General features: G+C 64.3%; 27 protein-coding genes. 22 read left to right on the forward strand and 5 right to left on the reverse strand.

Annotated features, from left to right (window positions below; all coding sequences use genetic code 11):
- The first annotated feature begins 103 nt into the window (after positions 1-103).
- A complete protein-coding gene (locus ACS7SF_RS26905) occupies positions 104-565 on the forward strand; it encodes a GNAT family N-acetyltransferase (RefSeq protein ID WP_439894491.1) in 462 nt (153 codons plus the stop codon).
- Positions 566-804: 239 nt separating this feature from the next.
- The gene (locus ACS7SF_RS26910) at positions 805-1,290 is read left to right on the forward strand and encodes a DUF1348 family protein (protein ID WP_439893508.1); all 486 of its coding nucleotides are present in this window, start codon (positions 805-807) and stop codon (positions 1,288-1,290) included.
- 148 nt (positions 1,291-1,438) lie between these two features.
- On the opposite strand, the gene ACS7SF_RS26915 is transcribed toward ACS7SF_RS26910, so the two are convergent.
- Complete coding sequence (locus tag ACS7SF_RS26915) at positions 1,439-1,855, reverse strand: helix-turn-helix transcriptional regulator (protein ID WP_439893509.1); 417 nt, start codon at positions 1,853-1,855, stop codon at positions 1,439-1,441.
- Between the two features lie 113 nt (positions 1,856-1,968).
- Between ACS7SF_RS26915 and ACS7SF_RS26920 the strand changes: the two genes are divergently transcribed.
- From ACS7SF_RS26920 to ACS7SF_RS26995, 16 genes are all read left to right on the forward strand, one after another.
- The gene (locus ACS7SF_RS26920; protein WP_439893510.1) at positions 1,969-2,538 is read left to right on the forward strand and encodes a TetR/AcrR family transcriptional regulator; all 570 of its coding nucleotides are present in this window, start codon (positions 1,969-1,971) and stop codon (positions 2,536-2,538) included.
- Positions 2,539-2,731: 193 nt separating this feature from the next.
- Entirely contained in the window at positions 2,732-3,037 is a 306-nt protein-coding gene (locus tag ACS7SF_RS26925; RefSeq protein WP_439893511.1) for a recombinase-like helix-turn-helix domain-containing protein, read from the forward strand.
- A gap of 70 nt (positions 3,038-3,107) precedes the next feature.
- Positions 3,108-4,175, forward strand: a complete 1,068-nt coding sequence (locus ACS7SF_RS26930; protein WP_439893512.1) for a Rieske 2Fe-2S domain-containing protein — start codon at positions 3,108-3,110, stop codon at positions 4,173-4,175.
- Positions 4,168-4,941, forward strand: a complete 774-nt coding sequence (locus tag ACS7SF_RS26935; RefSeq protein WP_439893513.1) for an SDR family oxidoreductase — start codon at positions 4,168-4,170, stop codon at positions 4,939-4,941. The genes ACS7SF_RS26930 and ACS7SF_RS26935 overlap by 8 nt, the downstream gene beginning before the upstream one ends.
- Before the next feature lie 43 nt (positions 4,942-4,984).
- Positions 4,985-5,521 (forward strand): cupin domain-containing protein, encoded by a 537-nt coding sequence (locus ACS7SF_RS26940; RefSeq protein WP_439893514.1) that lies wholly within the window; start codon positions 4,985-4,987, stop codon positions 5,519-5,521.
- A 4-nt stretch (positions 5,522-5,525) separates the two neighbouring features.
- Positions 5,526-6,428 (forward strand): alpha/beta fold hydrolase, encoded by a 903-nt coding sequence (locus tag ACS7SF_RS26945; protein WP_439893515.1) that lies wholly within the window; start codon positions 5,526-5,528, stop codon positions 6,426-6,428.
- A gap of 28 nt (positions 6,429-6,456) precedes the next feature.
- Complete coding sequence (locus ACS7SF_RS26950; RefSeq protein WP_439893516.1) at positions 6,457-7,284, forward strand: IclR family transcriptional regulator; 828 nt, start codon at positions 6,457-6,459, stop codon at positions 7,282-7,284.
- Positions 7,285-7,286: 2 nt separating this feature from the next.
- On the forward strand, positions 7,287-8,090 hold the full coding sequence (locus ACS7SF_RS26955) for an SDR family oxidoreductase (protein ID WP_439893517.1): 804 nt from the start codon (positions 7,287-7,289) through the stop codon (positions 8,088-8,090).
- Complete coding sequence (locus tag ACS7SF_RS26960) at positions 8,083-9,798, forward strand: thiamine pyrophosphate-binding protein (RefSeq protein ID WP_439893518.1); 1,716 nt, start codon at positions 8,083-8,085, stop codon at positions 9,796-9,798. The genes ACS7SF_RS26955 and ACS7SF_RS26960 overlap by 8 nt, the downstream gene beginning before the upstream one ends.
- Positions 9,799-9,830: 32 nt before the next feature.
- Positions 9,831-10,634 (forward strand): aspartate dehydrogenase, encoded by an 804-nt coding sequence (locus ACS7SF_RS26965; protein WP_439893519.1) that lies wholly within the window; start codon positions 9,831-9,833, stop codon positions 10,632-10,634.
- A 16-nt stretch (positions 10,635-10,650) separates the two neighbouring features.
- Positions 10,651-12,147 carry an aldehyde dehydrogenase gene (locus ACS7SF_RS26970; RefSeq protein WP_439893520.1) on the forward strand — a complete coding sequence of 499 codons (1,497 nt, stop codon included), beginning with the start codon at positions 10,651-10,653 and terminating at the stop codon, positions 12,145-12,147.
- A 28-nt stretch (positions 12,148-12,175) separates the two neighbouring features.
- Positions 12,176-13,456 (forward strand): MFS transporter, encoded by a 1,281-nt coding sequence (locus ACS7SF_RS26975; RefSeq protein ID WP_439893521.1) that lies wholly within the window; start codon positions 12,176-12,178, stop codon positions 13,454-13,456.
- Between the two features lie 75 nt (positions 13,457-13,531).
- Positions 13,532-14,494, forward strand: a complete 963-nt coding sequence (locus tag ACS7SF_RS26980) for a VOC family protein (RefSeq protein WP_439893522.1) — start codon at positions 13,532-13,534, stop codon at positions 14,492-14,494.
- Between the two features lie 21 nt (positions 14,495-14,515).
- Positions 14,516-15,472, forward strand: coding sequence for a PDR/VanB family oxidoreductase (locus ACS7SF_RS26985; RefSeq protein WP_439893523.1), 957 nt, complete (start codon positions 14,516-14,518; stop codon positions 15,470-15,472).
- 163 nt (positions 15,473-15,635) lie between these two features.
- Entirely contained in the window at positions 15,636-16,733 is a 1,098-nt protein-coding gene (locus tag ACS7SF_RS26990; protein ID WP_439893524.1) for a porin, read from the forward strand.
- A gap of 234 nt (positions 16,734-16,967) precedes the next feature.
- Positions 16,968-17,090, forward strand: a complete 123-nt coding sequence (locus tag ACS7SF_RS26995; protein WP_439893525.1) for a hypothetical protein — start codon at positions 16,968-16,970, stop codon at positions 17,088-17,090.
- Here ACS7SF_RS26995 and ACS7SF_RS27000 read toward each other — a convergent pair whose 3' ends face one another.
- Positions 17,091-17,606, reverse strand: coding sequence for a cupin domain-containing protein (locus tag ACS7SF_RS27000; protein WP_439893526.1), 516 nt, complete (start codon positions 17,604-17,606; stop codon positions 17,091-17,093).
- A gap of 17 nt (positions 17,607-17,623) precedes the next feature.
- On the reverse strand, positions 17,624-18,826 hold the full coding sequence (locus tag ACS7SF_RS27005; protein WP_439893527.1) for a sterol desaturase family protein: 1,203 nt from the start codon (positions 18,824-18,826) through the stop codon (positions 17,624-17,626).
- A gap of 279 nt (positions 18,827-19,105) precedes the next feature.
- Here ACS7SF_RS27005 and ACS7SF_RS27010 point away from each other — a divergent pair, with 279 nt between their 5' ends.
- The gene (locus ACS7SF_RS27010; RefSeq protein ID WP_439893528.1) at positions 19,106-19,678 is read left to right on the forward strand and encodes a DUF4337 domain-containing protein; all 573 of its coding nucleotides are present in this window, start codon (positions 19,106-19,108) and stop codon (positions 19,676-19,678) included.
- A gap of 104 nt (positions 19,679-19,782) precedes the next feature.
- Entirely contained in the window at positions 19,783-20,487 is a 705-nt protein-coding gene (locus ACS7SF_RS27015; RefSeq protein ID WP_439894492.1) for a hypothetical protein, read from the forward strand.
- Positions 20,488-20,562: 75 nt separating this feature from the next.
- Here ACS7SF_RS27015 and dbpA read toward each other — a convergent pair whose 3' ends face one another.
- Positions 20,563-21,957: an ATP-dependent RNA helicase DbpA gene (gene dbpA / locus ACS7SF_RS27020; RefSeq protein WP_439893529.1), complete on the reverse strand. Its 1,395-nt coding sequence runs from the start codon at positions 21,955-21,957 to the stop codon at positions 20,563-20,565.
- Between the two features lie 14 nt (positions 21,958-21,971).
- The gene (locus tag ACS7SF_RS27025) at positions 21,972-22,157 is read right to left on the reverse strand and encodes a hypothetical protein (protein ID WP_439893530.1); all 186 of its coding nucleotides are present in this window, start codon (positions 22,155-22,157) and stop codon (positions 21,972-21,974) included.
- Between the two features lie 213 nt (positions 22,158-22,370).
- Between ACS7SF_RS27025 and imuA the strand changes: the two genes are divergently transcribed.
- Positions 22,371-23,327 (forward strand): translesion DNA synthesis-associated protein ImuA, encoded by a 957-nt coding sequence (imuA, locus tag ACS7SF_RS27030; RefSeq protein ID WP_439893531.1) that lies wholly within the window; start codon positions 22,371-22,373, stop codon positions 23,325-23,327.
- Positions 23,260-24,837, forward strand: a complete 1,578-nt coding sequence (locus tag ACS7SF_RS27035) for a Y-family DNA polymerase (protein WP_439893532.1) — start codon at positions 23,260-23,262, stop codon at positions 24,835-24,837. Before imuA ends, ACS7SF_RS27035 begins: the two co-directional genes overlap by 68 nt.
- The last annotated feature ends 6 nt before the right edge of the window (positions 24,838-24,843 follow it).

Here is a 24,843-nt window from a genome sequence, read left to right on the forward strand (position 1 = left end):
ATCAGGACTTACCCGCACGCAACGGCGTTGCAAATAGCCGACCGGCCCACTGGCAAAATGGCGTTTCTCCAACGCAACGCAACACAACGCCACCGCCATGTCCATGCCTGCCGAGCTGCTCATCCGTCCCATTCGCCAAGACGACTTCGCCGCCTGGAAACCGCTCTGGGACGGCTACAACGCTTTCTACGGCCGCGCGGGCGAAACCGCCTTGCCCGAGATCGTCACGCAGACGACGTGGCAGCGCTTCTTTGACGAGGCCGAGCCCGTCTACGCGCTCGTGGCCGAGCGGGAGGGTGAGCTGCTCGGCATCGTGCATTTTCTCTACCACCGCAGCACCACGCAGATCGGCATGAGTTGCTATCTGCAAGACCTGTTCACCGTGCAGTCCGCGCGCGGGCAGGGGGTGGGGCGCGCATTGATCGAGGCGGTCTATCGTCGCGCGCAGGCCGACGGCTTGCCACGCGTTTACTGGCAGACGCACGAAACCAACACGACGGCCATGCGCTTGTACGACGCGGTGGCGGACAAGTCGGGCTTCGTGGTCTACCGCAAGTTGTTCTAAGAGCCGCTAACAAAACCGCCCTGGCGTCGTTGCGCCTCCTTGCCGTACGACTTGTACTGTCTGCGTCGGCACGCCTAGCCAGGACAGTTTTGTTAGCGGCTCTAAACCGTTGCAGTCGATCGTGCGCTTCGGCAAAGCGCCGTGCGATCTCGATATCGCGATGTGGGGCAGGGCGGCAGACTGAATGCATGCCGCCTTGCCGTTATGCGGGCGGCCAACCGAGCCCACAGGAGCCCCCCATGTCTGCCAACGAAGCCCAGTCGACACGTCCCCCCGTCCCGCCGTTCACGCTGGAATCCGCTATCGAGAAAGTCCGTTTGGCTGAAGACGGCTGGAACAGCCGCAACCCCGAGAAAGTTGCGCTGGCCTACACACCTGACAGCCAATGGCGCAACCGTGCTGAGTTTGTGACCGGCCGCGAGCAGATCGTCGGGTTTCTCACGCGCAAGTGGCAGAAGGAACTCGACTATCGCCTGATCAAAGAGTTGTGGGCCTTTGGCGGCAATCGCATCGGCGTGCGCTTTGCCTACGAGTGGCACGACGATTCCGGCAACTGGTATCGCTCGTACGGCAACGAGAACTGGGAGTTCGATGCGAACGGTGTGATGCAGCGCCGTTATGCCTGCATCAACGACGCGCCAATCCAGGCGCATGAGCGCAAGTTCTTCTGGCCGCTGGGCCGTCGTCCGGATGATCACCCGGGCCTGTCGGACCTCGGCTTGTGATGCAGCAAGGCCCGGTCATGCGCCGGGCGTTGTCTAAGAGCCGCTAACAAAACCGCCCTGGCGTCGTTGCGCCTCCTTGCCGTACTACTTGTACTGTCTGCGTCGGCACGCCTAGCCAGGACAGTTTTGTTAGCGGCGCTAAGTGGTGTCAGCCATACAGCGCATCGAGCGCGCGGCGCCGCCAGCTTGACGGGCTGGCGCCGGCCAGCCGCTTGAACACGGTCGAGAAGTGCGCCTGATTCTGAAATCCGACCTCCAGCGCGACGTCCGCCAGAAGGGCCTCCGCATGCATCAACAACGTCTTGGCCCGCTCGACGCGGCGGTGTAGCAGGTAGTCGTGCGGGCGCACGCCGGTGGCCGCACGGAACTGCGCCGCAAAGTGCATCCGCGTGAGACCGGCGGCGCGCGCCACATCTTCCAATCGCACCGTCTGCCCCAGATTGGCTTCGATATACGCGGTAGCCAGCCTCAGGCGCCACAGCGGCAGCGGCGAAAGCGCGGGCCGTGTACGCACCAGTACGGCGGGGCGGCAATCGTTGGAGGCGGCGGGTGCAAGGCTTGGCACAGAAGTCGATCCCGAGATTTGCATGAGACAGGTCTGTCTACATCATTGAGTAGACAGGTCTGTCTGTCAAGACCATACTGCGCTAATCCCACGCAAGCACAAGGCACATCGACATGGCCAAGGCAGCAGCCGACACCCTCTCCGCCCGCGAACGAATCATGGAAACGGCCGAACGCCTATTCTTGCAGGAGGGCTTTCGGGCCACGGGCATCGACCGGATCATCGCCGAGTCGGGGGTGGCAAAGATGTCGCTGTACCGGCATTTCCCGTCGAAGACCGACTTGATCGCGGCCTTTCTGGACGCCCGGCATGAAACTTGGATGGCGTGGTTCCGGGAAGAGGCCGAAGCCCGCACCGCCAAGCGCGCGAATCTGGATGTGTTGGCCGACGTGCTGGCGGCATGGTTTGCCACCGAGACCTACCGCGGCTGTGCCTTCATCAACCTGGTGGCCGAGTCCGGCACTGAAACCGGTGATGCGCAGTTGATGGAAAAAGCCGTGGCACACAAGGCAGACCTGGGCGTCTATCTGGCTGACCTGGCGAAGCGCCTCGGCTACGCGCGCCCGAAGGCGATTGCCGAGGAAGCGCTGCTCTGCGTGGAGGGGATGATCGTTCGCTTTCAGATGACCGGCGAGCGCTCCGTTGTGGATGCCGGGCGGCGTTTGCTCGCGCGGTTGAAATAGGTACAGCGCCAAGACCCGCGCCGGGCGCGCCATCCGCCGGATCGAGCGGTTTCAGGCGCACCGTTTTTCACAAAACCATAGGGTAATCCCGCATCTTCGATTTCGAGGACGCGGTCTATAGTTGCACCTGTGTTCCAGATATTAACAGACGTTTCATAGGTAAAACAACTGAAACGTGATGGAGTTGACAGAGATGCAGCTGCAATACAACCCCGACCTCGCTCCGTGGGAGCCGATTTCTCCGAACAACGTTGCTGGCAAGGGCCGTGTTGAGCGCCCGGGCCAGGTCGCCAATCTGGTGTGGCAGACGCGCGCAGCGGAGCCGACCCCGTATGAGAACCAACTGGGCGATTCGCTTGAAGCCGCGTTTCTCGGTGGCGCCAAGACGCCCGCCGACATCGTCGCCGTGCTGAACGAACGCGGCCCGCGCAACCCCGCTGGCGGCGACGTCTGGACGGAAGAGGCCTTCCTGGCCGAGATGCGCCGCCTGGGCGCCTGACCCCCACACGATTTCGATGCCGCATCGCCCGCAGAGGCGGTCGGCGCAACCCCATCAAGCGAGGCAAGCAATGGAAGGTAACAAGGAAGCGCAGAAGGAAGCGCGCATCAACACCGGTCTGCGCAACTACTGGTACCCGGTGGCCGCATCGTGGAACGTGAAGAACGCCCCGGTCGGCATCACGCGCCTGAGCCAGAACATCGTGCTGTGGCGCGACACCGAAGGCCAGGTGCATGCGCTGGAAGACCGCTGCCCGCACCGCGGCGCGCGCCTGTCGATGGGCTGGAACCTGGGCGACAAGGTGGCCTGCTGGTACCACGGTGTTGAGGTGAATGGCGCAGGCACCGTCACCAGCGTGCCGGCCGTCGACAGCTGCCCAATGGAGGGCAAGACCTGCGTGCGCAGCTATCCGGTGCAGGAACGCGCTGGCGCGATCTTCCTGTGGTTTGGCGACAAGGCCCCGTCTGAATACGACGACGCCGTCGGCACGCTGCGTCTGCCGGAAGAACTGACCAGCGACGAACACAGCCATTTCCTCTGCTTCGCCCACTGGAACGTCAACTACCGCTATGCCATCGACAACGTCATGGACCCGATGCATGGCGCGTACCTGCATGCCGTGTCGCACTCGATGGCCAGCGGCGAGAAGAAGGCCGTGATGGAAGTGCTTGAAACCGAGCACGGCATCATGTTCCAGAAGACCGGCCAGCGCGGCGTGAACTTCGATTGGACCGAGTTTGGCGAGACCGGCACGATGTGGCTGCGCCTGTCGATTCCGTATCAGCCGAAGGTGGGCCCCGGTGGCCCGTTCACGATCATCGGCATCACCACGCCGGTCGATGAAGAACATTGCATCGTCTACTTCTGGCGCACGCGCCACGTGCAGGGATGGGAGCGCGACGTGTGGCGCTTCCTGTATCGCAACCGCCTGGAAGGCCTGCATTGGGACGTGCTGGAGCAAGACCGCGTGGTGCTCGAATCGCTGGCGCCCGAGGCGCGCGACCACGAGACGCTGTATCAGCACGACATCGGCATCACGCGCATCCGCCGCATTCTTGCGCGCCGCGCTGCCGCCGAGCTGGCGGATGCACCGGTCGCCATGCTGAAGCCCGTTCCCACGGAAGCCCAACATGCCTGAGCGCAACCAAGCCGCTGGGCTGCTGGCTGGCCGCAAGGTGCTGGTGACGGGCGCCGCACGCGGGCTGGGGCTGGCGTTCGCCAAGTCCATCGCCGAAGCCGGTGGTGCGGTTGCCCTGGCCGACATCCTGGGCGAGCGTGTACAGGAAGAAGCTGCAGCGCTGCGTGCAGCTGGCTTCCAGGCCCATGGTTTCACGCTGGATCTAGGTGACCCGGCTTCTATCCAGGCCTGCGCTGCTGCGGCTGCGCAGGCACTGGGCGGGCTCGACGGCCTCGTCAACAACGCGGCGATCACCAACTCGGGCGGGCGTGATGCCTCGTCCATCGACATCGACACCTGGGACCGCGTGATGAACGTCAACGTACGTGGCACTTGGCTGATGACGACGGCCTGCCTGCCGGCGCTCAAGGCATCGGGCCGTGGCGCCATCGTCAACCTGTCGTCGGACACGCCGCTGTGGGGCGCGCCGAATCTGCTGGCGTATGTGGCCAGCAAGAGCGCCGTCATCGGTATGACCAAGTCGCTGGCGCGGGAATGCGGTGCGGATGGCATCACCGTCAACGCCATCGCGCCGGGTCTGACGCTGGTGGAAGCCACCGAATACGTGCCGGCGCATCGGCATGCGCTGTATCGAGACCAGCGCGCCATCTCGCGCGACCAACTGCCCGATGACGTCTGCGGCGCCGTGCTGTTCGCGTTGTCCGATCTTTCCCGATTCGTGACGGGCCAGACGCTGGCCGTCAACGGCGGTTTTGTCATGCAGTAACGCCCCCATCCTGCAATCACACATCATTCAGAAGAGGACTTCGATGAGCGATCTCTCCGAACAACAGCAAGTGCAACGCAGCTGGGACTGCCCAGAAGGCGCGTCGTTTGAAGACTGGATGAACAGCCGCGTGGCGCGCTTCGCCACCCGCCGTTACGACTGGGACGCCCTCAAGTTCCAGGCCGACTACGACCCGAAATACCGCCGCGCACAAATGCGCTACCTGGGCACGGGCGGCACGGGCGTGGCGGCTGACACCAACACGGTGCCGTCGGAGCACTTCACCTTTTCGACCATGGTGATTCCGGCGGGTCACGAAGGCCCGTCGCACCTCCACACCGATGTGGAAGAAGTGTTCTTCGTCATCCGCGGCAAGCTCAAGCTGGTGTTGGAAAAGGACGGCGAACGCTTTGAGACCATCCTGACCGACCGCGACCTCGTCTCGGTGCCGCCCGGTGTGTACCGCGAAGAAATCAACATTGGCGACGAAGACGCGCTGATGTGCGTGATGCTCGGTGCCAAGAAGCCGATCACGCCGACGTATCCGCCCGAGCATCCGCTCGCCAAGATCAAGCGTTGATGCCATGAGCGCGCAGGTTGTCATGTCTTCTCATCCATTTCGCGTTGCCGATGCGCTGGCGTTGCTGGGCGCTGAGTTTGCCGAGCGCACTGCTGTGATCAGCGAGCGCGGCGATCGCGTCGGGTATCGGCAATGGGGCGCTCGCGGCCCGGTGGTGGTGCTGTTGCACGGCATCAGCTCCAGCGCGGCGTCATGGCTGCCTTGCGCGCAGTTGCTTTCGCAAAGCACGCGTGTGCTTGCGTGGGATGCGCCGGGCTATGGCAACTCCACGCCCCTGGAGCGGCACGAACCGCGCGCGGCGGACTATGCAGCGCGGCTGCGCGCATGGCTCGCTGCGCTCCACGTCAAGCCGGACGTGCTTGTCGGACATTCCCTCGGCGCATTGATGGCATCCGCCTATGTGGCCGAAGTACCGCTGGCGATGCAGCTGAGGCACCTGTTGCTGTTGAACCCGGCACAGGGTTACGGCCAGCGGGGGCAGGAAGCCAAGTCCCGCAGTGTGCGAGCGCAGCGCCTGGCCACGCTTGACCAGCTGGGTATCGAGGGGATGGCCGAATCACGCCACGCGCACCTGCTGCGCCCCGATGCCACCAGCGAAGAATGTGCATGGGTGCGCTGGAACATGGCACGGCTGAACGATGGCGGCTATCGCCAGGCGGTGGCGATGCTCAGCGGCGACGACATCGGCGCCTATCTGCACAAGCGCCCCGCGTCGACACCCGCGCAAATCGCCTGCGGGGATGTGGATGGCATCACGCCGCCACAAGGCTGCCGGGCACTGGCTGACGCGTTTGGTTTGCCGTTTGCACTTGTGCCATCTGCCGGGCACGCCTCTTATATCGATGCACCTGACGCGGTTGCAGGCTGGATCGAACACGCCGCGCTCTCTCAATTCCAAAACGCTTAAGCGCCCAGACACCTAAAGGCCAACCTGTATGAGCAACGACCTCATCCCAGAAGACGTGCAGGAAAAATACATCGTGCCCGGGCTCGAACGCGGCCTGCGCCTGCTGTGCGAGTTCAGCCACAAAGATCGCGTGCTCTCCGCGCCGGAACTGGCCCGCCGGCTGAAAGTGCCGCGCTCGACGGTGTTCCGCTTGCTGACCACGCTTGAAGTGATGGGCTTTGTCGAGCGCGTGGACGGCGGCCGCGACTTCCGCCTCGGCATGGCGGTGCTGCGCCTGGGCTTTGAATACCTCGCCTCGCTGGAGCTGACCGAGCTGGGCCGCCCGCTGCTCGATCGCCTGCGCGATGACATCCATTACCCGTGCAACCTTGTGGTGCGCGATGGCCGGTCGATCGTCTATGTGGCGAAGTCCGTGGCGCCCACGCCGTTCACGAGCTCGGTGAATGTCGGCACGCGTCTGCCCGCACATGCCACGGTGCTGGGTCGCGTGCTGCTGGCGGACCTGTCGCTGGCCGAGTTGCGCCAGCTCTATCCCGAGCCGCAGTTGGAGGTGTTTTCAAACAACACGCCGCGCACGGTGGAAGACCTGTTCGAGATGGTGCAGCGTGACCGTGAGCATGGCTACGTGCTGGAAGAGGGCTTCTTCGAGGCCAACATCTCCACCATCGCCGCACCGGTGCTCGACCGCGCCGGCAAGGTGGTGGCCGCGCTTGGTACGACGATCCCATCCCCGCGCATCGACCCTGCGCAGTTGGACCCGATGATCGAAAAGGTGTGCGCTGCCGCTGGCGAACTGTCTTACCTGCTCGACTATCGCCCGGCTGCCGGCAAGGTCGTCAACCTGTTCCGGGAATAGTCATGCCGATGATTGACCTGACCGGCAAGGTGGCCGTGGTGACGGGGGGCTCCTCCGGCATCGGCCTGGCCACCGTTGAATTGCTGCTGGACGCGGGTGCAGCCGTGGCGCTGTGCGGCCGCAATGCTGAGCGTTTGGCGGCTGCAGAACAAGGACTGCGCAGCCGATTCCCCGACGCCAAGCTGTTCGCAGCCACGTGCGACGTGCTCGATGCCGCGCAGATGCACGCATTTGCCGCTGCGGTGGAGCAAGCGCTCGGCCCCGTCGACATGCTGGTGAACAACGCCGGCCAGGGCCGCGTTTCGACCTTTGCCAACACTGAAGATGCTGCGTGGACGGAAGAACTGCATCTGAAGTTCTTCTCCGTCATCCACCCGACGCGGGCGTTCTTGCCGCAACTGGAGCGTTCGGCGCACGGCGCCATCGTCTGCGTGAACTCGCTGCTGGCGCAGCAGCCCGAGCCGCACATGGTGGCCACCTCGGCGGCGCGTGCCGGTGTGCTGAACCTCGTGCGGTCGATGGCGACCGAGTTTGCGCCGAAGGGTGTCCGTGTGAACGGCATCCTGATCGGACTGGTGGAGTCCGGCCAATGGCGCCGCCGCTTCGAAGCGCGCCCCGAAGAAGACCGCCATCTCGACTGGGCCGCGTGGACGCGCCGCCTGGCCACGCAAAAGCATATTCCCCTCGGCCGCCTGGGCCTGCCCGAAGAGGCGGCCCGCGCCATTCTGTTCCTTGCCTCGCCGTTGTCTTCGTACACCACGGGCAGCCATATCGATATCTCCGGAGGACACTCCCGTCATGCTTAAACGACAACAACAGGCACCACAACTGGTCACGGTAGGCCACGCGATTGCGGCCTTCCTGGAGGCCTGCGAGGTCAAGGCCGCTTTTGGTGTGATTTCGATCCACAACATGCCCATCCTCGATGCGATGGGCGAGCGCGACAAGATCCGCTTCATCATGGCGCGCGGCGAAGCGGGCGGCACGAACATGGCAGATGCCTACGCCCGTACCACTGGCAGCTTGGGTGTCTGCTTCACCAGCACGGGCACGGCTGCGGGCAATGCTGCGGGCGCGATGGTTGAAGCGCTCACCGCCGGCACGCCGTTGTTGCACATCACCGGGCAGATCGAAACGCCATATCTCGACCAGAGCCTGGCCTACATCCACGAAGCGCCGGACCAACTCACCATGCTCAAGGCCGTCTCCAAGGCCGCCTTCCGCGTGCGCAGCGCCGACACCGCCATCAGCACGATGAAGCTGGCCGTGCAGACCGCGCTGACCGCCCCCACCGGCCCGGTGAGCGTGGAGATTCCGATCGACATTCAGGCCGCGCTGATCCCGATGCCGGATGATCTGCGCCCGCTGCAGGTGCCGCAGCATGTGCCCTCGGCACACGCGCTGGATGAGCTGGCCGAACGCCTGTCGCGCGCGCGCCGTCCGATGCTGTGGCTGGGCGGTGGTGCCCGTCATGCCGCCAAGCAGGTCAAGCGCCTGATGGACCTGGGTTTTGGCGTGGTCACCAGCACGCAGGGCCGCGGCATCGTGCCGGAAGACGACCCGCGCTCGCTGGGCGCGTTCAACCTGCACAAGCCGGTGGAGGCGTTCTATCAGACGTGCGATGCGATGCTGGTCGTTGGCTCCCGCCTGCGCGGCAACGAAACGCTTAAGTACGAACTGAAGCTGCCACGCCCGCTGTACCGCATCGATGCGGATGCGTCTGCGGAAGGCCGCTGCTACGCCAGCGACTATTTCGTCTGTGGCGATTCGGCCCTCGCGCTGGATGGCTTGGCCGATCGTCTGGAAAAGAAACTGCAGATCGACGCGGCATTTGCGGGCGACTTGCGTGCGGCGCATGACAAGGCCGTCGGCGGTCTGGTGGACGGTCTTGGGCCCTACGCGGCGCTGGTGGAATCGCTGCAAGCAGCCGTCGGTCGCAAGTTCAACTGGGTGCGCGACGTCACGGTGTCGAACAGCACCTGGGGCAATCGCCAACTGCGCATCTTTGATTCGCGTGCTGGCGTGCACGCATTGGGCGGCGGTATCGGCCAAGGCCTGGCGATGGGCATTGGTGCAGCCATCGGTTCGGCTGCCACCGCATCCGGCAAGAAAACCTTCTGCCTGGCCGGCGACGGCGGTTTCATCCTGAACCTGGGCGAGCTGGCCACTGCGGTGCAGGAGCGCGCCGACCTCGTCATCGTGCTGATGAACGACAAGGGCTACGGCGTGATCAAGAACATCCAGGACGCGCAATACGGCGGCCGCCGCCATTACGTCGACCTGCATACGCCGGATTACGCGGCGCTCTCGCAGTCGCTGCAACTGCGCCACCGCCGTGCGTCGAATCTGGTCGACATTGGTCAGGCGCTGAACGAAGCGACCTCCGGCGAGGGCCCGTTCCTGCTGGAGATCGACATGCTTTCCATCGGCAGCTTCAAGACCATCTTTGCGGGCCCCCCGGTCAATCAGCAGGCCCCGGCAAGCCAGACCGAAACCGCCACGGTGGCGGCGTGAGCGCGCAATCGCATCGAACCCAGGAGCCGGACATGCTGCATGTATCGATGGTCGGTTGTGGCGCGATCGGGCAGGGCGTGCTGGAGCTGCTCAAGAGCGATCCCGACGTCTGCTTTGACACGGTGATCGTGCCCGAGCAAGCCATGGACAAGGCGCGCGAAGCCATCGCACCGCTCGCTCCAAATACGCGTGTAGCGACACATCTGTCTGCTGATGCGCGGCCGGATCTGCTCGTGGAGTGCGCCGGTCATGCCGCGCTGGCAGAGCACGTGGTGCCCGCATTGGAGCAGGGCATTGATTGCCTGGTGGTGTCGGTGGGCGCGTTGTCGGAGCCTGGCCTGGCCGAACGGCTGGAGGCGGCCGCGCGGCGCGGCCATGCGCAGGTGCAATTGCTGTCGGGCGCCATCGGTGCCATTGACGCACTGGCTGCCGCGCGCGTCGGTGGGCTGGATGCCGTGGTCTACACCGGCCGCAAACCGCCGCGCGCCTGGAAAGACACCCCGGCCGATCAGCAATTCGACCTCGACGCGCTGCGCGAGCCGACCGTGATCTTTGAAGGCAACGCCCGCGAAGCCGCACATCTCTTCCCCAAGAACGCCAATGTGGCTGCCACGCTGTCGCTGGCAGGGCTGGGGCTGGAGCAGACGCAGGTGAAGCTGCTGGCCGACCCGACGGTCGACGAGAACGTCCACCACGTGGAAGCGCGCGGCGCGTTCGGCGGCTTCGAGCTGACGATGCGCGGCAAGCCCCTGGCGGCCAATCCCAAGACTTCTGCGCTGACGGTGTTCAGCGTGGTGCGTGCGCTGGGCAACCGCGCGCACGCCGTTTCGATTTAAGCGAGATCCCCGCGCCATGACGCATCCCACCATGAACGCAACCGCAACGTCCTTGCTGCCGATCTGCATTGCCGGCGAATGGCGGCTAGGCACCGGCGAGCGCTATGCCACGCGCTACCCCGCCACCGGCGAAGTCGTGGCCGAACTCAATGCCGCCAGTGTGGCCGATGTGGAAGAGGCCGTGGCCGGTGCTTACCGCGCCTTTCTCTCCAGCGGCTGGGCCCAACGCAAGCCGCACGAGCGCGCTGCGGTGCTGTACCGCGTGGCGGAGTTGATCCGCTCGCGCAGCGAGGCCCTGGCCCAACGGCAGCGCCTGGATAACGGCAAGCCCATCAACGAAACGCGCGCCCTGGTGGCGAGTGCCGCCGCTACGTTCCAGTTCTTCGGCGCCGCGTGCGAGACGTTGGAAGAATCGCTCACCCCGCAGCGTGGCGACTGCTTGACGATGAGCGTATACGAGCCGATGGGCGTGGTGGTGGCCATCACGCCGTGGAATTCACCCATCGCCAGTGAAGCGCAGAAGATGGCGCCCGCGCTGGCGGCCGGCAACGCCGTCGTCGTCAAACCCGCCGAGGTGACGCCGCTGATGGCGCTGGAGCTGGCCGCCATCTGCGAAGAGGCGGGCGTGCCCAAGGGCCTGATCAGCGTGTTGCCGGGCAAGGGCTCGATCATTGGCGATGCGATTACGAAGCACCCGCTGGTGCGCCGCGTGTCGTTCACGGGTGGCACAACCACTGGCAAACATATCGCCCACATCGCAGCCGACAAGATGATGCCGGTGTCGCTGGAGCTGGGCGGCAAGTCGCCCACCATGGTGTTTGACGATGCCGATCTCGACCACGCAGTGAATGGCGTGCTGTACGGCATCTTTAGCTCGTCGGGCGAGTCGTGCATCGCGGGGGCGCGCCTGTTTGTGGCGCGCTCGCTCTATGAACCGTTTATGGAGCGCCTGGCTGCCGGTGCCGCACGCCTGCGCGTTGGCAACCCAGCCGACGAGGCCACGCAGATGGGCCCGCTGATTACCGATCGCCACCGCGAGTCCATCGAGTGCTATGTGGCCATGGGTGTGGAAGACGGCGGCCACCTGCGCACGGGCGGTTTGCGCCCTCACATCGCTGGCTGCGAGTCGGGCTACTTCTACACGCCCACCATCATTGAAGGCCTGAACAACAGCGCGCGCATTTGCCAGGAAGAGATCTTCGGCCCGGTGCTCGTCGCCATGCCGTTCGATGATGAAGACGAACTGATCGAGCAAGCCAACGACAGCGTCTACGCCTTGGCCGCTGGGATCTGGACGCGCGATTACAAGCGCGCCTGGCGCGTTGGCCGCGCCGTGCAGGCCGGCAACGTGTGGATCAACACGTACAAGCAGTTCTCGATCTCGACGCCGTTTGGCGGCTGGCGCGACAGCGGCCTGGGCCGCGAGAAGGGCCGCCTCGGCATCCTGCAATACATGGAACAGAAGAGCCTCTACTGGGGCCTGAACGAACAACCGCTGGCCTGGGCGAACTGACGCGATAGAGCAGAGTGGAGGAGACAACATGCATACAAAAGCGCAACGCTGGCTGGGCGTGATCACGCTGTTTTTGGTGGTTGCCATTTCGTACGTCAACCGTATCAACATCGCCGTACTGATCACGCAGCACGATTTTCTGCAGCACGTAGGCTTGGCGGCAAATGACCGCAGTAGCCAGGGCTTGCTGGCGACGGCCTTCATGGCTGGCTACGGCTTGTCGGCGATTGTGTTTACGCCGTTCTGTGCCGCGCTCTTTGGCGTGCGCCGTAGCCTCATCTACGGGCTTACGCTGTGGGGCGTGATCACCATGGCTTCGCCTTGGTTCCACAGCTACGGCGAGTTGCTGCTGTCGCGCTTCATCCTGGGCTTTGCCGAGGGGCCGTTGTTCTCGCTCGGTGCCTCATACATCAAGGCGCACTTCGACAGCCGGGAAAGCGGCAAGCCCAACGCCATCTTCAACATGGGCACGGGCGTTGGCCTGGCGGTGGGCTATCCGCTGGTCGGGTATGCCATTGCCACGGTCGACTGGGAAGCGTCCTTCCACCTGCTGGGCCTGCTCAACCTGCTGCTGGGCATCCCGCTGGTGCTGGCGTTTGTGCGCATGCCGGCACGCTATGCGGCGATTCCCAAGCCGGACTCGCTGCCGGCGGCGCTGAGCACCGTGGGTGGGATGTTCCGCGGCGCTTTCCATACGCGCCACATCCTGACCATGACGGTGTTGACTGCGGCTTTTCTGTCCTATTTGTGGGGCAGCAGTAACTGGCTGCCGACCTACCTGAAAGAGGCGCGTGGCTTCTCTCTGCGGGAGATGGGCTGGATGGCGTCGATGCCGCAGTACGCAGCCGTGGCAGGTGTGTTCCTAGGCGGGTTGCTGCTGGACATTCTGCCGCGCCGCCGTATCCCGTTGATCTTTGTGTTGGGCAGCATTGGCGTGGCCGTGGCGGTGTTGCTGGCCATCAATAGCACCGATCGTTATGCCGCCGCGTACTGGCTGACCGCCGCCAGCTTGTGCTGGGGTCTGCAGAGCCCAGCGATTCCCAGCACGGTGCAATACCACGCCGCGCCGGAGCATGTGGCGTGTGCCTTTGGCGTGACCAATGGCGTGGGCGCGCTGGTGGCGGGGTTCATGCCCGCCGTGATGGGCGTCGTGATCGCGATGGGCACAGGTGGTGGGCTGGCGGCCGGTTTTGGCAGCCTGGTCGGCACGCAGGTCGTGGTGCTGTTGTGCGGGCTGGTCCTGTTGCGCAACGGCGCGCCGGCAGCGCAAAGCCTGCCCCATGGTGCTCACCCCGTCGTACACAAGTAATGCGCCGTTCGCGCATCAACGAATCAACGCGACCGCTGGTCAGCCAGGCCGAGCGGCGCAAAGCAGGAGAGGAAGATGAACACCATTCGGGGCATCGACGAGATCGTCTACGGTGCCGATGACCTGGCGGCATGCAAACAGTTCTTTCTGGATTGGGGCCTCGCGCTGCAATTGGAAGACGAAGGCGGCCTGCTGTTCGAAACGCTCAACGGTTGCCGCGTCCGCGTCAAACGCACCGATGACGCCACGCTGCCGCCGGCCATGGAAGCCGGCCCCACGCTGCGCGAGGTGATCTGGGGTGCGGACTCGCAAGCCGTGCTCGACCGCCTGGCTGACAAGCTGGCCGATCAACCCGGCTACATCCACGCCGATGGCCGCGTCGGCTGCATCGACCCGAACGGCCTGGCCGTGCGCGTGCAGCTGACCACCAAGCGCGACATCGACGTGCAATGCGCGGCCATGAACACCTGGACCGACAAGCCGCGCTTGAACCAGCCCAGCCCCATCTACGAACGCGCCACGCCCATCGAAGTCGGGCACGTGGTGTTCTTCGTCAAGGACGTGGTGGCGACCGAGCGCTTCTATATCGACAAGCTGGGCTTCGTGCCGTCCGACCACTATCCGGGCCGCGGCGCATTCCTGCGCTGTGAACCGGAAGGTGGCCATCACGACCTGTTCCTGCTGCAAACGCCGCAGGCCAAGAGCGGGCTGAACCATGTCGCGTTCACCGTACGCGATATCCACGAAGTGTTTGGCGGCGGCATGCATGTGTCGCGCTGCGGCTGGGACACGCAATTGGGCCCAGGCCGCCACCCCATTTCTTCGGCGTACTTCTGGTACTTCAAGAACCCCGCCGGCGGCCTCATCGAGTACTACGCCGATGAAGACCAACTCAACGGCGAATGGCAGCCGCGCGATTTCGAGCCAGGTCCTACGGTATTTGCCGAGTGGGCCATCGATGGCGGTATCGACGGCAACACGCGCCGCCAGAAGAACGTTGGTGGCCCGGAAGGCAAGTTCCTGACCGAGAAGCGCTGAAACACTGCAGAGAGACGTGTCATGAGTACCAATCCTCCCCTCAACCTGCGCGTGCAGGCCATGCGCTACGAAGCCCAGGGCATCGTCAGCGTGGAACTGCGCGATGTGGCCGGCAACACGCTGCCCGAATACACGCCCGGTGCGCACATCGAGCTGCATCTGGGTAATGGGCTGACACGCAGCTACTCGCTGTGCGGTGCGCCGGAAGTGCGCGACCGTTACGTGGTTGGCGTGCTGCTCGATCGCAACAGCCGCGGCGGCTCACGCTATGTGCACGAGCAACTGCGCGTGGGTTCGACGCTCAAGATTGGTGGCCCGCGCAATCACTTTGCGCTGGATGAGGAAGCCCCGCGCACGGTGCTCGTCGCTGGCGGTATCGGCGTCACGCCAATCGTCTGCATGGCGCGGCGGCTGGCGGAACGGGGCAAGCCGTTCTCGATGCTGTACTGCGCGCGCTCGCGCGAGGAAGCGGCCTTTGCCGATGAACTGGCCGCGCATGGCGATGCCGTGCGCTTCCATTTCGATGCCGAAGCCGGTGGCCCTCCCGATCTGAGGGCCTTGCTGGCTGGCCACCCCGCAGACACGCATTTCTACTGCTGCGGCCCGGGCCCGATGTTGCGCGCCTTCGAGGCCGCATGCGAAGCGCACGGCTACACCAATGTCCATATCGAACGCTTTGCGGCGGACACCAACGTCGCCTCGGTGCAAGCGGGCGAATACACGGTCAAGCTCGCGCGCACGGGTTCGGAGTTGTGCGTGCCGGCCGGCAAATCGTTGCTCGACGCGCTGCTGGAAGTGGGCGTGGAGGTCGAGCACAGCTGCAAGGAAGGCGTGTGCGGATCGTGCGAAACGCGCGTGCTAGAGGGCGAGCCCGAGCACCGGGACAGCGTGCTCTCCAAGAGCGAGCGCGCATCCAACCAGACCATGATGGTCTGCGTATCGGGCTGCAAGGGTAAGCGCCTGGTCATTGATCTTTAAGCCTGAACGCGCGTGCCTGACCAGCCGCGCGTTCTTTTTTGTCTGTGGTTCTTTTATCAAACAACGTTTCGCATACGAAACGCATAACCAAGAGTCCGCCCCCAAAGGGCGGCGATAACAACCGGCAGGGGCTTAAACAAACCCCAGCCACCGGAGGAATGACATGAGGAAGACACTGCTCGCCATGGCGGCGATGGGCTTGGCTGGCACGGCCGCTGCGCAAAGCAGCGTGACGCTGTACGGCAGCATCGACCAGGGGGTGGCCTACATCAACAACATCAAGAACGGCGCGACCAGCGGTTCGGCCGTGCGCATGGACCCCGGCACCATGCAGCCGGACCGCTTCGGTTTGCGTGGCTCGGAAAACCTGGGGCAGGGCACGCAGGCCATCTTTCAACTGGAATCGGGCTTCTTTGGCGACACCGGTGCCAGCATCGTGCCGGGCAAGCTGTTCAACCGCACAGCGTGGGTTGGCTTGTCCAACGAGAACCTTGGCAACCTGCAGCTCGGCCACCAGGCGGACTTCATGTTCGACTACCTCGGCCGGCTGAGTAACGGCTTCCAGCTCACCAACTTCTACCTGTTCCACCCGGGCAACTTCGACAACCTAGCCAACCAGTTCCAGATCGACAACGCCGTGCGCTACGTCTCGCCCGTCTTCGGTGGGCTGCAACTGGGCGGTATGTATGGCTTTGGCGAGGTGTCGGGCTCGCCGTCCAAGAGCCGCAGCTATAGCTTGGGCGCGTATTACACCAACGGCGGTTTCCGTGCGGCTGCGGCGTACACCGCATCGAATGATCGGCCGCTCGACATTGCCGGCCGATTGGGCATCACCAATACGCTGGGCACGACGCTGGTGCCCGGCATGCGGTCGATGGATTCGGTCAAATCGTTCGGGGCAGGCGCGCTGTATCAGTTCACCGGCTTGCCGGTGCAGATCAACGCGGTCTATACGCAAACGCGCATCACCCTGGGCGGTGCCGATGCGTGTGCGCAGAACGTCGATCTGGGCACTGCATGGCACTACAGCGCGGCCAACACGCTCAACGTCGGCTACACCTTCAGCAAGTACGAAAGCGCGCACTGGAACCAGTTCAGCATCGGCAACGTATATGCGTTCTCCAAACGCACGCAGGTGTATGTGCAGGGAACGTATCAGCGCGCCTCAGGCGATGCGCCATCCGCAGCCATCAACGGCGTGGGCGTATCCGCCAACCGCAGTCAGCTTGTAGTGAGCACGGGCGTGCATCACTCGTTCTGATGGGTGGATCCGTTGACGCGTCGCGCGCCGGGGTGTGATTCGCCGTTCATTCCGGCGCGCGCGAGTTGCGGTGGTTACGGCATGCAAGCGGCGCGTTGTGCCCACCCAGAAGTCAGGGCTGGGAATAAGCGCCAAGAAGCGTCATTGCTCACGCAATGGTTTGGCGACCCCCTCTCATAGACTGAAAACGTGCCGATAACACAGCTATCGGGGCAGGCAAGAATGGGAGGGGATATGTCCACCAACGCAGCCAACTGGATCGTCGTTCTGACATGCGCGTACATGGAGTACAGCACGTGGCGGGGCATGAACGTATATCGCCGCACCGTCGGCTACGAGAGCGTGGTCTGGTGCTGATTAGCGCACCGGTCTGGGCAACAGCCGCTGGATCAAACCATCATGTGCCGCATAGCTCGCCAACAGTGCCTGACCTTCCGCCAGCTCGAATTCACTGAACTCGAACCCCGGCGCAACCGTGCAGCCGACCAGCGCGTAATCATGCGCACCGGCCACGCGCTCGGCCGCAAACCAACGGCCAGCCGGCACCACCGCCTGGTACACCGCCACCTCATCCTCGGCCGCATGGCCCAGGCGATGCGTGCGCACCGTACCGTTGTCTTCCAACACATGCACATTGAGTGAGTCACCTGCATGGAAGTGCCACACCTCATCCGACTGGATCCGATGCCAGGCGGAATATGCATCATCGGCCAACAAGTAGTAGATGGCGGTGGCAGCCGCACGTTCGACGGGCGGGACGCCTCGCTGGACGCGCTCCTCACTGCGATAGGTTTCGCGATAGAAGCCGCCTTCCGGGTGCGGTTCGAGACCGAGGCGGCTGATGAGGCGCTGTGCAGCGGGCGTGATGGGCATGGCGATGAATCCCCGACTCAGCTCTGCTGACGGCGGAACGGAAAGCGCTGCTGGTTGACGAAGCCGTCGGGCATGTAGTCACCCACCACGCCGTACTTTTCCGGGAAGGCCTTCTTCGATTTCACCGCCGTACCGAACAGGTAATCGATGAAGGCAAAGTGCGCGGCGTAGTTCTTGTCGATGGCCTCGTCTTCCGACGAATGGTGCCAGTGGTGGAAATCCGGCGTCACGAAGATGTACTTCAACGGCCCCCACGGCAGGTGCACGTTGGCGTGATTGAACACCGCCTGGAAGCCCACGATGATGATGTAGATATCCACCACGGCCTTGTCGAAGCCCAGCACGAACAGCGGCCCGAGCACTGCCACGCGTGTGACGATCAGTTCAAGAATGTGCTGGCGCGAACCCGCCAGCCAGTCCATCGTCTTCACGCTGTGGTGCACGGCATGGAAGCGCCACAGGAACGGCACCTCGTGATACGCGCGGTGCGTGACGTACTCCATCAGGTCGGCCACCAGCATGCACAGCAGCAACTGCGGGATGAACCAGATGTGCGCCACCATCTGTTGGAAATCCGCATGCACCATCCACCCGAACACGCGGTGGATGAGGAAGTTCACCACCAGCAGCACCAGCCCGACGATGAAGTGGTTCACCGCAAAGTGCACCATGTCGGTCTGCCATTCGGCGCGGAACACGGGCTGCTTCTTGTAGAGCGGGAACAGCTTCTCCAGCAGCACGAAGATCGCCGTGGAGCCGAGCAGATCGAGAATGAACCAATCCATGCCGATATACGGCGTGTGATCCGGAAAGTCGCCCACCGGCACGCGCGAGCCGCCCAAGGCCACGGCCACCACCACAAACAAAAACGCCAGGCCATTCAGGCGTCGGCGGTTATCCAGCACGATATTGGCCAGCGATAACCCGCCCGAAATCAACAGCGAGACAAACAGGATTTGCCGCAGCACATCCACCGAATAAGCGTGGCGCAATTCCGGTGTGGTCAGGTACTGCGGAAAATGAAACGCCAGCACGCCCATCAGGCTCAGGAAACCCAGCACCAGCGCCAGGATCGTCGCGATCATGCCCTTGCCGAATTGAAGCCCGCCGCTGGCGTGCAGCAACGTATTGGCATCGCGGATCGTGGCATCGGCCACGCGGACGATGGTGGGAGAACGCCCCTCTTCGGGTGAGATTGATGGCTTATTTTGGGTATCCATTGGCTGGTTCGCGCGTATTGTTTTGTTTTATTAACAATGCGACTGCCGATTGAACACCGGCCCCCGTTCGCATCGCCGCGCGATTATACGGTTGCGTGAGTGAGGGGTTAAAGCCGAGGCAGTGAATTTGCACGGCGGTCTCTTTGTCGCCTAGGCAATTCGGACCGGGCGAACTGGCTGCGTGCCAGGGCGTTGCGTTTCCCGGCAAGTCCATGCATTGTGAGCCCCGCGCCGAGCGGGAACTCAGGCGCAGGACCACAAGATCAAACGGGGAACAACATGTCTGAAGGATTCCACGTGCACGGGGCGCACGACCACGTGCTTGAACACGCTGCAGAAAGCGGCCACGCCGATAGCTTTGCCGGCCGTATCGCCGTCATGACAGCCATTCTGTTGACGGCTGGGGCCATCTTCGGTTACCAGGGTGGCGCCACGCAAAACGCCGCGCTGCTCGCCAAGAACGAAGCCGCCATCCACAAAACCGAGGCCGCCAACCGTTGGGCCTACTACCAGGCCAAGGGGCAGAAGCAGGCGATTGCTGAATTGACCGCGCAACTGCCCGGTACCGACCAGGCCGCCGCCAAACGCGACGCGCAACGCTACGCCGCCGAGAAAGAAGACATTCGCCGCCAGGCCGAAGACCAGGAGCGCCAGGCCAAAGAGGCCGATGAAGCCAGCGAACTTGCCGTGCACCATCACCACCGGTGGGCGCAGGCGGTGGTCGCCATTCAGGTGTCGATTGCGCTGGCGGCCATCACGCTGCTGTCGCGCCGCCGCTGGCTGCAGGGGCTGTCATATGGCGTGGGTGCCGTTGGTGGCGTGCTGGCCGTGCTGGCGATGCTGCATATCTGATTCACCGCATCGTTGACCGTGCTGGCGGTTGCGCAATAGCAGCCGCCACCGCCAGAATTGCGCCCACACAATCTGGAGTGAAGACGATGACACTCGGCATGCGGATGCGGCGCGCATTGATGATCCTGGGCCTTTCGGCGAGCACGCTGGCCATGGCGGCTGGCTCAACGCCGACGGTCGAGCCCGGCGAGTACGTCTATGTGGAAGGCGGCAGCGCGCACGGCATCCTCAGCATCAAGGGCAACCGTTTCAACATCGAAACCATGGGTGGGAATTGCCATTCGTGTTCGGTGGATGGCACGCTCAAAGGCCGCACCGGCGTAGCCGACGCCTGCCGCATTGCCATCTCAAGCGTATCGAACGATGGCACGCTCAAAGTGGACACCTCCGCCACACAAGATGCCTGCCGCGACTTCTGCGGCATGCGTGCCATGTTCGACGGCGAATACCGCCGCGCGCCAGCCGCCTGTACCGATCGCCAGCGCACGGCGCGCATCGGTCAGGCGCACAAGCAATACGCCGCCAAGAACTACGACGCCGCCCGCACAACGCTGCGTGCGTTGCTCTCCGAATGCGACACCTTCATGGACTGGATCGAACGCGACAAGGCCCGCAGCGACCTCGCCGTCACGGAATACCACCGCGGCGACAACGCGCAATGCCTGGCGGCGCTATCCGATACCGTGGCCGTGCGCTCGCAGGGCGACAGTTCCAGCTTCCTGCCCCCGTGCGATGCCGAAAACTACGCCTCGACCAGCAAGGCGATTCTGTACAACCAGGCGTTGTGCAAGGCGCCGGCCAAGCGCTGACGGGCAATCCATAGAAAAAAGGCCGCTCCGACTGAGGTTGGAGCGGCCTTTTTTGCCTTGCGGGCGCGGTGGTTGTCAGTCCATCAACCGGACCCTGACCTTCTTGCCCTTGACTGTGCCCCCGTTGAGCTTGCGCAGCGCATCGCGTGCAATGCTGTGCTCCACCGCGACATAGGTCGAAAACTCCGTCACGTTGATCTTGCCGATCTGGTCGCCGCGAAAGCCCGCGTCGCCGGTCAGCGCGCCGAGCACATCGCCGGGGCGGATCTTCTCCTTGCGGCCGCCGAGAATCTGCAGCGTTTCCATGGGCGGCAGCAGCGGGGCGTCGTTGCCAGCATCCAGCTCGTCGAGCTTGTGCCATTCGACCTCGCGCCCGAGCGCCTCTTCGATATTGCCGACGCGCCCCATCTCGTCCATGCTCGCCAGGCTCAGCGCCCAGCCGTTCTCGTCGGCGCGGCCCGTGCGGCCAATCCGATGCACGTGCACTTCGGGGTCGGGCGTCACGTCAACGTTGATCACCGCTTCGAGTTGCGCGATGTCGAGCCCACGGGCGGCAACGTCGGTTGCCACGAGCACCGAGCAGCTCCGGTTCGCAAACTGGATCAGCACCTGATCGCGCTCGCGCTGCTCAAGTTCGCCATGCAGTGCAAGCGCGTGAATGCCCTGCGCGCGCAGCACGTCGAGCAGGTCGCGGCATTGCTGCTTCGTGTTGCAGAACGCCAGCGTGCTGACCGGCCGGTAGTGCTTGAGCAGCCGCCCGACCGCATGCAGCCGCTGGTTGTCCGGCACCTCGTAGAAGCGCTGACGAATCTTGCTGTCATCGTGGCGTTCTTCGAGCTTCACTTCTTTGGGGTTGCGCAGGATGCGCTGGCTCAGCTTCGCGATCCCGTCCGGGTAGGTCGCCGAGAACAGCAGCGTCTGCCGGTCGGTCGGGCACTGGCGCACAACCGTCGCGATATCGTCGAAGAAGCCCATGTCGAGCATCCGGTCCGCTTCGTCGAGCACGAGCGTCTTCAGCGCACCGAGCGTGAGGTTGCCGCGTTCGAGATGGTCCATGATGCGCCCCGGCGTGCCGACGACGATATGCGCGCCGTGCTCGAGGCTCTCCGCCTGCGGACGCATCGGCGTGCCGCCGCAGAGCGTCAGCACCTTCACGTTTTCTTCGGCGCGTGCGAGGCGGCGGACTTCCTGCGCAACCTGATCGGCGAGTTCGCGCGTCGGGCAGAGCACCATCGCTTGCACGTCGAAACGGCGGGCGTCGAGCCGCGTGAGCAGCGGGAGCGAGAACGCCGCGGTCTTGCCGCTGCCGGTCTTCGCCTGCGCGATCAGGTCGTGGCCTGCAAGCGCAATCGGCAGGCTCGCGGCCTGGATCGGCGTCATGTCGGTGTAGCCCAGCTGCGCGAGATTCGCGAGCACAGCAGGCGCGAGCGCAAGGGTGCTGAAGGGCGTGGCGGTCGGTTCGATGGTCATGTTATTGCGTTGGATCACTTGAGCGGCTTGCCTTCGATTTGCTTGTAGATGACCCGGCTGTCTTTGGTTTCGACGCGTTTGACATAGTTGCGCGCGCCGCATAGCGCGCAGCGGAACAGTGGCCCCTGGCCCTCATCCTTGATGACGACGTCGGACGGCTCCCACTGCGCGCGGCAGCTTTGGTTGATGCAAGTGAACACGGTTTTCTCTAAATGGATTCGGTGGCACCTCGGTGACGAGGTGGCTGGATCGGGAACGCCCGGCAATGTTAAACAGGGTAACGCTGGTCCGGTTTCACTGGTGGGTCTGTCAGAAAGAAGAAGCACGAGGATGCTTTAGAAACAGGGCAACGTAGGGCGGAAGTTGTGATACTGTATATCCATACAGTATTCGCGGCTTGCCTTGCGCTTTCCATGTTTGCGTCGTCCCCGTCTCTTTTTCCCGCTGAAAGTGAAGCGGATTGCCTCGTCGCCCCTGGGACGGCGGTGCACGGGCCGCGCCTGCCTACGCAAAGAGCCCGGATAGTACCAGCGCCCGAAACGCTGCACCCGGCGCTGTGGCGTGCCGGCAGCCTGGCGCGAGGTGGTGGGCGTGTTCTGACGACGGGTTATGACGCGTTGAATGCCGAACTGCCTGGCGGCGGCTGGCCCCTTGGCGGACTGACGGAGTTGCTGTGCCTGCAACCCGGCATTGGCGAATGCCGGCTGCTGCGTCCGGCTTTATCCACCCTGTGCGAGAGTGCGGGGCGCATTGCCTTGGTCGGCCCGCCTTATCTGCCGAATGCCGTGCGACTCGTCGGTTGGGATTTCTCTCCTGAACAGATCGTCTGGGTGCGCGCTGACAAACCGGCTGACCTGCTATGGGCCGCCGAGCAGATCGTGCGCAGCCAAGCCTTTGGCGGCGTACTGATCTGGCTGAACCAGGTGCGCCCCGGGGCGCTGCGTCGGCTGCAGGTGCTGGCGCAAGCCGGCGAGAGCGCGATCTGGGTGTTCCGGCCAGAGCAGGCGCTGCGCGAGTCGTCGCCGGCGGTGCTGCGGCTGGGGCTGGAGCCGGCGGGTGGGGATGCGCTGTCCATCCGCTTCCATAAGCGGCGCGGGCCGTTGCGCGAAACACCGTTGCTGCTGCCGCTGGCCGATCCGCTGCAGGCTGGCCGCGCCTCCGTACGCCCGTTGCCCGAGCCGTCTACTGAAACCTTCACCATGGACCCGGCCACTGCGGCGTTGCTGGCCGCGCTTTCGTCTCCTTCGTCTTTTGCTGCGCTCGATGCCGTATCGGGCGCTGCTGATCAGGACGCCTCCGATCATGCCGTTCTGGATCGCGGTGCATCTGCCCCGTCTGCCCCTCGACGCACTTCGTCCCCTGTGGTCTGACCCCGCTGCGTTGCCTCTGCCGGTGGTGGTGCTAGAGCAGGAGCGCGTGGTGGCAGCCAACCGCTTGGCGATGCGCGAAGGCGTGCACGCTGGCTTGCGGCGGGCGGGCGCGCAGGCACTGGTGCCGCATGCCGTTCAGTTGGAGCGCGATCTAGCCGCCGAGGCGCGGCTGATGCAGTCGCTGGCGCTGGCGCTGCTGGCCTTCACGCCACATGTCACCTTGGATGTGGTGAGCGAGGCGACCGTGCTGTTGGAGGTCGAAGCCAGCCTGCGCCTGTTTGGCGGACATCGCGCGCTGTGCCGGGCGGTGAAGTATTGCGCGATTCGGCTGGGTGCCATGCCGCAGCTTGGCACCGGGCCGACGGCACGTGGCGCGGCATGGTTGGCCAGTACGCGACCGGCACCAGGGCGCGGGCGTCGGCGTGCGGTACGCCAGGGTTGCGTGCGGCGCGCTGTGCGGCAGGAGCGCTTGTCTTCGTTGCTGGACCAGTTGTCAGTCGATGCGGTAGCCCGCCTTACGCGGCCCGAGTGGCTCGAAGGCCTGGGTTGCCGCACCTTGGCCGACTTGCGCGATTTGCCACGCGCGGGGCTGCGCCGTCGCTGCGGGGCGCTGTTGGTGGATACGCTGGACGCGGCGTATGGCAGCGGACACGAGAGTTTCACGTGGTTTGCCGCGCCACTGCGCTTTGATGTGCCGCTGGAGCTGCCCGGCCGCATCGACAGCGCGGAAGGGGTGCTGGCGGCATCGGAGCAACTGCTGCTGCAGCTGGTCGGCTGGTTGTCGGCGCATCAACTGGGTGCCAAGACGTATCGGCTCACGCTGGAACACGAACGCCGGCGCGGTCGGAGCAGTGAAGATGCCGCGTCCGCCACGCCGGTGGAGATCGCGCTGGCCCAGCCGGTCCGCACGTTGGCGCATCTATCCCGTGTGCTGCACGAACGCGTGCATCGGCTCACGTTGATTGCGCCAGTGGTTGAACTGCGTTTGACGGTGACTGACGCCACGCCGGTTGCTCCGCCCACGGCGTCGTTGTTCCCCGAGCCAGGCGGACGCGCCGAAGATGCGGCCCGCCTGATCGACACGCTCATCGCCCGGCTGGGTGCCGGCAACGTGCGGCACCCGCAACCGTGTGCTGACCACCGCCCCGAGCGCGCCAACCACTGGGTCGACGTGAACGCCGCCACGACGGCCCAGAGCCGTGCCGCCGCGCGCCAGGCGCTTGCGCAATGGCACGCGCAACAGCCCGAGCGCCCGCTGTGGCTGCTGGAGAAGCCGATCCCGCTGCTGACGCGTCAGCACTATCCGTATTACCGCGGGCCGTTGCGGCTGGTGTCGATGCCCGAGCGTATTGAATCGGGCTGGTGGGATGACGAGCTCATCAAGCGCGACTACTTCATCGCAGAAGGGGAGGGCGGCGTGCGTTACTGGCTCTACCGCGAACGCGTTTCCGCCGCTGCCCAGACCAGCGACGAAGACGGCCGCTGGTATCTGCACGGCCTGTTTGGCTAGGCACAT

The organism is Ralstonia sp. 25C (assembly GCF_051904805.1).
Taxonomy (GTDB): Bacteria; Pseudomonadota; Gammaproteobacteria; order Burkholderiales; family Burkholderiaceae; genus Ralstonia.

Bases quoted from the DNA above. Each gene is read 5' to 3' on its own strand.
- ACS7SF_RS26905 (WP_439894491.1), top strand. From the start codon at position 104: ATGCCTGCCGAGCTGCTCATCCGTCCCATTCGCCAAGACGACTTCGCC.
- ACS7SF_RS26910 (WP_439893508.1), top strand. From the start codon at position 805: ATGTCTGCCAACGAAGCCCAGTCGACACGTCCCCCCGTCCCGCCGTTC.
- ACS7SF_RS26920 (WP_439893510.1), top strand. From the start codon at position 1,969: ATGGCCAAGGCAGCAGCCGACACCCTCTCCGCCCGCGAACGAATCATG.
- ACS7SF_RS26925 (WP_439893511.1), top strand. From the start codon at position 2,732: ATGCAGCTGCAATACAACCCCGACCTCGCTCCGTGGGAGCCGATTTCT.
- ACS7SF_RS26930 (WP_439893512.1), top strand. From the start codon at position 3,108: ATGGAAGGTAACAAGGAAGCGCAGAAGGAAGCGCGCATCAACACCGGT.
- ACS7SF_RS26935 (WP_439893513.1), top strand. From the start codon at position 4,168: ATGCCTGAGCGCAACCAAGCCGCTGGGCTGCTGGCTGGCCGCAAGGTG.
- ACS7SF_RS26940 (WP_439893514.1), top strand. From the start codon at position 4,985: ATGAGCGATCTCTCCGAACAACAGCAAGTGCAACGCAGCTGGGACTGC.
- ACS7SF_RS26945 (WP_439893515.1), top strand. From the start codon at position 5,526: ATGAGCGCGCAGGTTGTCATGTCTTCTCATCCATTTCGCGTTGCCGAT.
- ACS7SF_RS26950 (WP_439893516.1), top strand. From the start codon at position 6,457: ATGAGCAACGACCTCATCCCAGAAGACGTGCAGGAAAAATACATCGTG.
- ACS7SF_RS26955 (WP_439893517.1), top strand. From the start codon at position 7,287: ATGCCGATGATTGACCTGACCGGCAAGGTGGCCGTGGTGACGGGGGGC.
- ACS7SF_RS26960 (WP_439893518.1), top strand. From the start codon at position 8,083: ATGCTTAAACGACAACAACAGGCACCACAACTGGTCACGGTAGGCCAC.
- ACS7SF_RS26965 (WP_439893519.1), top strand. From the start codon at position 9,831: ATGCTGCATGTATCGATGGTCGGTTGTGGCGCGATCGGGCAGGGCGTG.
- ACS7SF_RS26970 (WP_439893520.1), top strand. From the start codon at position 10,651: ATGACGCATCCCACCATGAACGCAACCGCAACGTCCTTGCTGCCGATC.
- ACS7SF_RS26975 (WP_439893521.1), top strand. From the start codon at position 12,176: ATGCATACAAAAGCGCAACGCTGGCTGGGCGTGATCACGCTGTTTTTG.
- ACS7SF_RS26980 (WP_439893522.1), top strand. From the start codon at position 13,532: ATGAACACCATTCGGGGCATCGACGAGATCGTCTACGGTGCCGATGAC.
- ACS7SF_RS26985 (WP_439893523.1), top strand. From the start codon at position 14,516: ATGAGTACCAATCCTCCCCTCAACCTGCGCGTGCAGGCCATGCGCTAC.
- ACS7SF_RS26990 (WP_439893524.1), top strand. From the start codon at position 15,636: ATGAGGAAGACACTGCTCGCCATGGCGGCGATGGGCTTGGCTGGCACG.
- ACS7SF_RS26995 (WP_439893525.1), top strand. From the start codon at position 16,968: ATGTCCACCAACGCAGCCAACTGGATCGTCGTTCTGACATGCGCGTAC.
- ACS7SF_RS27000 (WP_439893526.1), bottom strand. From the start codon at position 17,606: ATGCCCATCACGCCCGCTGCACAGCGCCTCATCAGCCGCCTCGGTCTC.
- ACS7SF_RS27005 (WP_439893527.1), bottom strand. From the start codon at position 18,826: ATGGATACCCAAAATAAGCCATCAATCTCACCCGAAGAGGGGCGTTCT.
- ACS7SF_RS27010 (WP_439893528.1), top strand. From the start codon at position 19,106: ATGTCTGAAGGATTCCACGTGCACGGGGCGCACGACCACGTGCTTGAA.
- ACS7SF_RS27015 (WP_439894492.1), top strand. From the start codon at position 19,783: ATGCGGCGCGCATTGATGATCCTGGGCCTTTCGGCGAGCACGCTGGCC.
- dbpA (WP_439893529.1), bottom strand. From the start codon at position 21,957: ATGACCATCGAACCGACCGCCACGCCCTTCAGCACCCTTGCGCTCGCG.
- imuA (WP_439893531.1), top strand. From the start codon at position 22,371: ATGTTTGCGTCGTCCCCGTCTCTTTTTCCCGCTGAAAGTGAAGCGGAT.
- ACS7SF_RS27035 (WP_439893532.1), top strand. From the start codon at position 23,260: ATGCCGTTCTGGATCGCGGTGCATCTGCCCCGTCTGCCCCTCGACGCA.